Source organism: Pseudovibrio sp. WM33 (assembly GCF_001623165.1).
Classification (GTDB): domain Bacteria; phylum Pseudomonadota; class Alphaproteobacteria; order Rhizobiales; family Stappiaceae; genus Pseudovibrio.
Genome location: NZ_LMCK01000086.1, coordinates 13436 through 20534, shown reverse-complemented (window position 1 = coordinate 20534; position 7099 = coordinate 13436). Strand labels below are relative to the sequence as shown.

Sequence of the window (7099 nt, the reverse complement as noted above, 5' to 3'; positions counted from 1 at the left end):
GGAGGGCGGTGAATACAACACCTCCTTCGGGAGGGAATAAGCTCGCCTGTCTGACTCAGGTTTCTAGCCTCCCGCTCGCCAGCGAGCCCTAGGAAGCTTTTTTGGCGTTGCGGATCTTCAACACCCTAGTCAGTAAGGGGATTGGAATGGACGATTCTGCATGCGCGCCAAGCGCCACAAATACTATCGATAATGAGTTAGATGAAGTTCTCATCGCTGTTTCTGATCTTGAAAATCTTGCTTATTTTCAGCAGCTTGTGCTGAGTGAGCGGATGAACCAGAGCAGTGAGCGGGATGCTTTGTTCACTTTGCATTATGCCTTGCGAGACCGCATAGAAGCGTTGAGAAAGACCTGTGGGGTTCTACAGCAGGTCGTCGACCCACAACCGATCAGTACAACATTGACGCTTCTTGAGTAACGGGTTGGGCGCGGGGCGCTGAGCCCCCTGCCCTGTTCGGCTGCGTTGGCGCCTCTTCTCGTCATTCTACTCGATGTATGAGGTGTGCCTTTTCACTGTGCCGGTGCAAAGTGGCGTTTCGCCGTGGGCGGAGCCTCACCACCCTTTGTCTGCCGCCCTCTCGTTTGCTGTTTGCCTGCGACCGGCAATAGCAAGCGCTTGCACCCTGCTGGTCTGCGGTGAGTAACGCGCTCCGCAGGCCAGAGCTTTGTGCTGGTGTTATGGCGTAAAAATGCAGAACAGCGTGAAGATGACCGCCATGATAGAGGCCAGTGCGATGTAATAGGGCCGTGCGCAGGCGCTGGCGTAGTTGGTGTAATAGTCTTCCAACTGCCGCAGCGTTGGGTTTGGTGGGTGTCGGTCAGGTTCACGAAGTGGGAAAATCAACATTCTGGCTTCTTTTCTTTGAGGAGAACTAAGCCTATCTTTCCCTGTGTTCTTTCTGCCGGATAGCGGCCAAATTTCAAAAGCAGTTTTCAAAAATGAAGGTTCGATTGCTGGATAATCTCAATGCATTCCTCGTGCTTGCGGCTTGCGGCACGCTGAGTGAAGCCGCGCAGAGGCTGGCGTGTAGTCCCGCCACGCTCAGCCGCCGTATGCAGCAGCTGGAAGAGGATGTGGGGCTGAAGCTGTTTGACCGGGTGCAGGCCGGGTATGTACTGACCGAGGACGGGCGGGATGTACTGGAACAGCTGGAGCCGTTTCAGTGTGCCTATGCCGGGTTTGAGCAGTGGCTGAGCGCGAAGTCTCGCAGGCCGCAGGTTCGGGTTTCTGCCGGGAGTTGGACCATGAAGTTTCTCAGCATGCATATTGGCGCACTGTGCAAGCCGGAGGATGGGTTTGAGGTGGTTTTCATTACCAGCGAGGACCGGCTGAACATCAAAAAGCGCGAGATCGACATTGGCCTGCGCAGCTCAGCGCCTGCTGAGATCGGGCTGGCGAGCAAACGTCTGCCGCCCGTGGAGTTCGCGCCCTATGTGGCGGCGGGAGCTGATGCGGCAGCGGAGCATCGGTGGCTCGGCATCGCGCCGGAGTACGCCACGACAAAATCCTCACGCTGGTTGCTGGAGCAGCATGGCAGTGAGATGGTGATGCAAGTGAGCTCTCAACACACTCTGCTGGACATGCTGTACGCAGGCGCTGGCGCTTCCATTCTGCCAAGCTTTCTGGGGGATACATCGCCTCAGTTACGGCGATGCGGGCCGGTGATTGAGGACCTGACGAAGTTCCAATGGGTGACAATGCATGATGACCGGAGGCACTTGCCCGAGGTGCGGATGATGACCGACCGGATCGTGCAAGTGATTGAACAGCATCGCGGGCGCTAGTTGAGCACGGAAAAGGTATGGATGTAAGGAAGACAGTCGCAGAAAAGCGATACCGATTGGCGTTGGTACATTTTGCTTTTCAGGGGAAGTTATGGCGGAGAGACAGGGATTAACCTGTCAATCAGCCGAGGCACTCCCACAATCTATTTATCTATTTTAATACAACGCACTGCAGCAAATAGACCCACCTTCAGCCTACCGAGCAACCCGCGAAATGTTATGTAATTTGTTATGTAATTATGCGTTGCTCATAGGTCACCAGATTAGGCTACTTGATCCAGTCTATGAAGTACAGATATTAGCTTCAGTAAGCACACTCAACAAATAGAGCAAACAATGGAAGAACGTCCCGTCACTTTGGCAGACCTGAAGGAACTCAACGCCCCGGTTCGCGCTCACTGCGACAACTGCCAAAAAACTGCTTACGTCTCGACTGAGGGAATGCCTGAGCACACAATCATAATTCATATTGCACGAAGACTGAGATGCTCGCGTTGTGGATCTACTAAAATTGTGACCCGGCCCTGCTACCAGCACATGGTGCCGCAACATCCCGGCGAGCAAAACCGCTAGTTTACTGTAATTTGCATTAGTGAACTGTTATTTACTTACGGTTCGCTATACGCTATTACCCGTTATTTATTGCGGATTGTCTGTTATCTGCTGTCTAAATACTGTTGTCTGGCAACTAACTTTTGTTGAGGGGCACAACATGACACATACGATCTCAGTAATTCAGCAGAAAGGTGGCTGCGGTAAGTCCATCTTAACCGTCTCACTGGCGAGCATCCTTGCTGGAGAAGGACACAACGTCATCATTCCAGATACAGACACCTTGCGCTCGTCCTCTCTTTGGGCATCGCAAGAGCTTTATTCTCGTGGCGAAATTGATCATGTCCACGAAACGAACGACAACGAAATCACCGGGTTACTGCGAGAACTTCAAGGCCAGTACGATTACACTCTTGTAGATACAGCAGGCTTTAACACGCGTATCGCCGCGTACGTCGCTGCCGCAAGTGATCTGGTCTTAATTCCCTGCACAACCACGCTTGCAGACGTTCAAGGCGCGGTAAACACCCAGCGCTTCCTCGCCAAACTGAGTGCTGAGATAGGCAAGCCAATCAAGAACGCCGTGGTTCGTCTGGATTTCAAACGTAAAGAGACCAATGACAGCGCCATCTCAGATGAGCTGTCAGATGAAGCAGACCTCGATGTTCTGGACTCCGTCCTCTGGCACTCCACATCCTTCAAAACTGCACTGAATACTGGCAAGCAGCTCAAAGGGCGAGCCAAGGTCTACACTCAAGAACTTGTGCGCGAGCTTCGTTCAAAGCACCTCGTTCCTCCAACCATCAATCTCAAAAAAGCTGCGTGAGGTAACTATGGGAGATTACAAAACACGAAAACGAAACCTGATTAGTCGTGACACGCCTCAAGTAGAAACAACCTCAGAAATCGTCACAGAGCCCGCCGAGAGCCGTTCAGTGGAAGAGATCATCTCTCAGCTAGTGCAAGACAGACCAAGCGAGCACGAAGCATTTGTGAACGCCTTGCGTAAGTCTAAGAGGGAGAATGTTGCTTACTCTCAGGTTCCCGTGCCCATCATTGAAATGATGGAAGCCAGACAAAAAGAGCTAGGCTTGAAAAAGAAAGAATACTTCTACCACCTTTTGCGAAATGACGGCCTAAAAATCCCCACGGCCAAAGAACTTGACGCCCGCAACCGGGGGTGATTGCGAGCGTCAAGGTTTCTCATATTGGACTGTAGAGTTAGTTGGAGATGATCAGCTCAGAAACTTGTTTGCCTGCACCTTTCGCAATGGAATAGTTCAGGCTAACAACATCCTGCTGAAAGCCGTCAAAGGTCTGTCGCGTTTCGTCTCTATCATTCAGCGAGAGAATGAAACGGCCTGCGATCTTGGAAAGCCGTTCTGCCATCTCTGCAAAATCGGAGCGCTCAAATACCCCCTTGCCGTAATCTGTCTCCCCACCCCAGTAAGGTGGGTCCAGATAGAACAGTGTCTGCTCTCCATCATAGCGCTCTATGCAAGCACGCCAGTCCAGGTTCTCTATGGTTACTGCAGACAGCCTGTCTGCGACCTTCTCTATGTTGCTCAGCACGCGATTTACGTTAAAACGGGATGGACGCTCTAACGCTGTCCCAAAAGACTGCCCCACAGACTTACCGCCGAACGCAAGCCGTTGGAGGTAGTAGAAACGAACAGCTCTTTGAATGTCAGTCAGATGATCCAATCCACTGCCTTTGAGGGATTCAAATTCCTCACATGAGGCAAACATGTATTCCAAGCTTCGCAAGAACTCAGTCTTGTGTGAGCGCAAAACACGAAAGAAAGTGACAAGCTCGCTATTTATGTCGTTGACCACTTCACATTTGGCGACAGAGCTTCTCTTGAAAAACACCCCGCCCATTCCACAGAACACATCCACAAAACTCTGGTGTGATGTCTGATTGATCTTACCGACAATACGGGCAGCAAGTTGGCTTTTGCCGCCAAGATAGGGTGCCGCCGGCTCAGCATTGACCGGAGCGACTTCTCCAAACAGGTTCATGTTGAAATTAACTCTCAGACTATGGCTAGATTTCCCAACCATACAATTTACAATGCATGGTTATGGTGGGAATGAGCCTTCTAGCTTGCTTTACGCTCTCACGGACTGTCTTGATAAAGGCCGTGGAATGACGTGTCCACACACGTCTTTCTTCCCACCTCTGGTCTGGCAGGTATCGAGATTAGGATAATGTATTGAAATGGTGTTCGGGCGGCCTAAGCTGACATTCGATACTTTCGTGCCAACATTCACAGCGAGGCGAACGCTGGCATGAAAGCGTCTTTTGTGAAGAGCCGAGCGCAAGAGATTAGCGAGCTTTCAGAATCTTCAGTTTGTCCTGCTTTGCTTTATTCTTGGTCGATTCCTCAGAACGTGTGAGAGATTTGGCTATCGCTTTTAAACTCATTCCCTTTGCCACTAGCAAATGCAACTTTCGAGTTTCCTCGGGTGTCCACGCTTGACGGTGGCGTTCAAAGCGGTCTGTCATCGATTTCATCTACCTTATCATTGGGGTGAAGCTAGCATAAAGCATTGTCGTGCTGATTGCGCTAGTACGCTGACGGGCAACAATATGCTTGGAGGGTATGAAAAGAGAAATAGGCTGCTTACACACGTCAGAGGTAGACTTATGCAACCGGGCTTAGCTAGTGCAAGCATAGTGCTTGTGACCAATACCTGACATTAGGACACCTATAGCGCATGCCCTTCCAGTGAGCGCCTGCAGCTTCAGATTGTTCTTTCTTCGCTCGCGACGGAGAACAGAAAGAAGTCACTTCGCGGAGTAAAACATGACCTGCGACAATTGTCGGCTATCGAGCCTGTGCATTAGGCTGCGATTACTCATAGAGCTACTTTAGCAGCGTGAAACTCCGTTGGTATTCTCTTTCATAAAGTCATTACGGTGCATTTCTGACGATGCATTGTCCAAGTAATTAGCATCAACCTATGGATTTATAAAATGAATTTACAATCTTAAATACTCATGCATATATGGAATGTGCTTTAGTGATTCATATATGGGCCCGCAAAATGACAAATACCGCTCCTGTTGCCAATTCCTTCGAAGAAACAGGGGGGGAAGACACCTCTGTTGTGATCACTCCTTCGTTTTTCGATTTTGATAGTTCGGATACACACAGTTTCACCGTTGATACAACAGGGACGGTTGGGTCTGTCGCCATAAATGATGACGGAACAATCTCCTATGATCCAAATGGCCAGTTTGAATATCTGGCAGCCTATGCAGGTGATATGGAAGATGAGACCACCACTGCATATGATAGCTTCACATATACGGTGACGGATAGCTCCGGGGCGAGTTCTACTGCAACAGTTACCGTCAGAATTCTTGGCCAGAATGATGGTCCAGTGGCTGTTGCGACGAGTGAGACCACGGATGAAGAGAGCTCTGTTACCATAATCCCTGAGTTTTCCGATATAGACACCTCAGACACGCACAGCTTCAGTGTGGATACCAGTGAGACAGCTGGTACCGTTACTGTGAATGATGATGGTACATTCTCTTATGATCCGAATGGTCAGTTTGAGTATCTGGCGGTTGGAGAAACTGCAACTGACAGCTTTACCTACACCGTGACAGATGCCACTGGTGAGAGCTCGACTGAAACGGTGACTATTACCATTACCGGCCAGAATGATGCACCAGTTGCTGTGGCTGTTGAAGCTACGGTGAGTGAAGGTGGAACCGTTTCCATCGATAATGGTGTGAGTGATACAGACACCTCAGATGTACATCTGATTGGCGTCAATAATGCTCAGACCCAGGGGACTGTCCTTGTAAATTCTGACGGTACGTTTACCTACGATACTAACGGCCAGTTCAATCATCTGGGAGCTGGAGAAACGGCAACTGACAGCTTTGTCTATATGGCACTTGATGGTTCCTGGAGTGGCGCTTCGGCAACGGTCACCGTTACCATTACGGGTGCCAATGATGCGCCAGTCGCCGCTGAAATTTCCAGTACAACTGATGAAGACAGCAGCATTACAATCGCGCCGTCGTATTCAGATGCAGATACATCTGACACCCACAGCTTCAGCGTGGATACCACCAAGACGCTTGGCTCGGTCATTGTGAATGACGATGGTACATTCGCTTATAATCCTCAGGGCCAGTTTGACGGCCTGACAGCTGGTGAGAGCGCAGCAGATACCTTCACCTATACCGTCACGGACAGTTCGGGTGCGAGTTCGACTGAAACTGTTATGATCACAATCAGCGGTGTGAACGATGCTCCTGTTGTTGAGGATATTGCTGCGACAACTTCTGAGGCTGAAAGCGTCCTGATTGAGCCCGTTTTCTCAGATGCTGAGATCTCAGACACTCATACCATCACGGTGGATGCCAGTGAAACCACAGGGGAAGTCACTCTGGTCGATGGTAGCTTCCAATACAACCCTAATGGCCAGTTTGAACATCTTGCTGTTGGTGAGAGCACGATTGACACCTTCACCTACACGGTGGATGACGGCAACGGCGGTGTCGTCACAAAGACAGTGACTATGACGATCACCGGAGCTAATGATGCTCCTGTAGCATCTACTGTCGCTTCAAGTACCAACGAAGACAGTTCTGTTGTCATTACGCCGTCTTATTCTGATGCAGACACGTCAGATACCCACAGCTTCAGCGTGGATGCCACCAATACTCTCGGTTCAGTGACCGTGAATGATGATGATACATTCTCTTATGATCCGGCAAATCTGGTCGGCTCTCTG

7 protein-coding genes are annotated in these 7099 nt (G+C 50.3%); 5 read left to right on the top strand and 2 right to left on the bottom strand.

Annotated elements, in window-relative coordinates; all coding sequences use genetic code 11:
* The first annotated feature begins 146 nt into the window (after positions 1 to 146).
* On the top strand, positions 147 to 419 hold the full coding sequence (locus tag PsWM33_RS14540) for a hypothetical protein (protein ID WP_063295098.1): 273 nt from the start codon (positions 147 to 149) through the stop codon (positions 417 to 419).
* Positions 420 to 677: 258 nt separating this feature from the next.
* Here PsWM33_RS14540 and PsWM33_RS27365 read toward each other — a convergent pair whose 3' ends face one another.
* A complete protein-coding gene (locus PsWM33_RS27365; RefSeq protein WP_193778404.1) occupies positions 678 to 848 on the bottom strand; it encodes a hypothetical protein in 171 nt (56 codons plus the stop codon).
* Positions 849 to 940: 92 nt separating this feature from the next.
* Between PsWM33_RS27365 and PsWM33_RS14535 the strand changes: the two genes are divergently transcribed.
* The 3 genes from PsWM33_RS14535 to PsWM33_RS14525 all read left to right on the top strand — a co-directional run bounded on the left by PsWM33_RS14535 (position 941) and on the right by PsWM33_RS14525 (position 3522).
* Positions 941 to 1786 carry a LysR family transcriptional regulator gene (locus PsWM33_RS14535; RefSeq protein ID WP_063300699.1) on the top strand — a complete coding sequence of 282 codons (846 nt, stop codon included), beginning with the start codon at positions 941 to 943 and terminating at the stop codon, positions 1784 to 1786.
* A gap of 712 nt (positions 1787 to 2498) precedes the next feature.
* Positions 2499 to 3164, top strand: a complete 666-nt coding sequence (locus tag PsWM33_RS14530; RefSeq protein WP_063300698.1) for a ParA family protein — start codon at positions 2499 to 2501, stop codon at positions 3162 to 3164.
* A 7-nt stretch (positions 3165 to 3171) separates the two neighbouring features.
* Positions 3172 to 3522, top strand: coding sequence for a hypothetical protein (locus tag PsWM33_RS14525; RefSeq protein WP_063297458.1), 351 nt, complete (start codon positions 3172 to 3174; stop codon positions 3520 to 3522).
* A 37-nt stretch (positions 3523 to 3559) separates the two neighbouring features.
* Here the strand turns inward: PsWM33_RS14525 and PsWM33_RS14520 are convergent, their stop codons facing one another.
* The gene (locus PsWM33_RS14520) at positions 3560 to 4360 is read right to left on the bottom strand and encodes a DNA adenine methylase (protein WP_063300697.1); all 801 of its coding nucleotides are present in this window, start codon (positions 4358 to 4360) and stop codon (positions 3560 to 3562) included.
* A gap of 1029 nt (positions 4361 to 5389) precedes the next feature.
* On the opposite strand from PsWM33_RS14520, the gene PsWM33_RS27360 reads away from it, so the two are divergent.
* The coding region (locus tag PsWM33_RS27360) for an Ig-like domain-containing protein (RefSeq protein WP_193778403.1) at positions 5390 to 7099 on the top strand (1710 nt) is incomplete at its 3' end.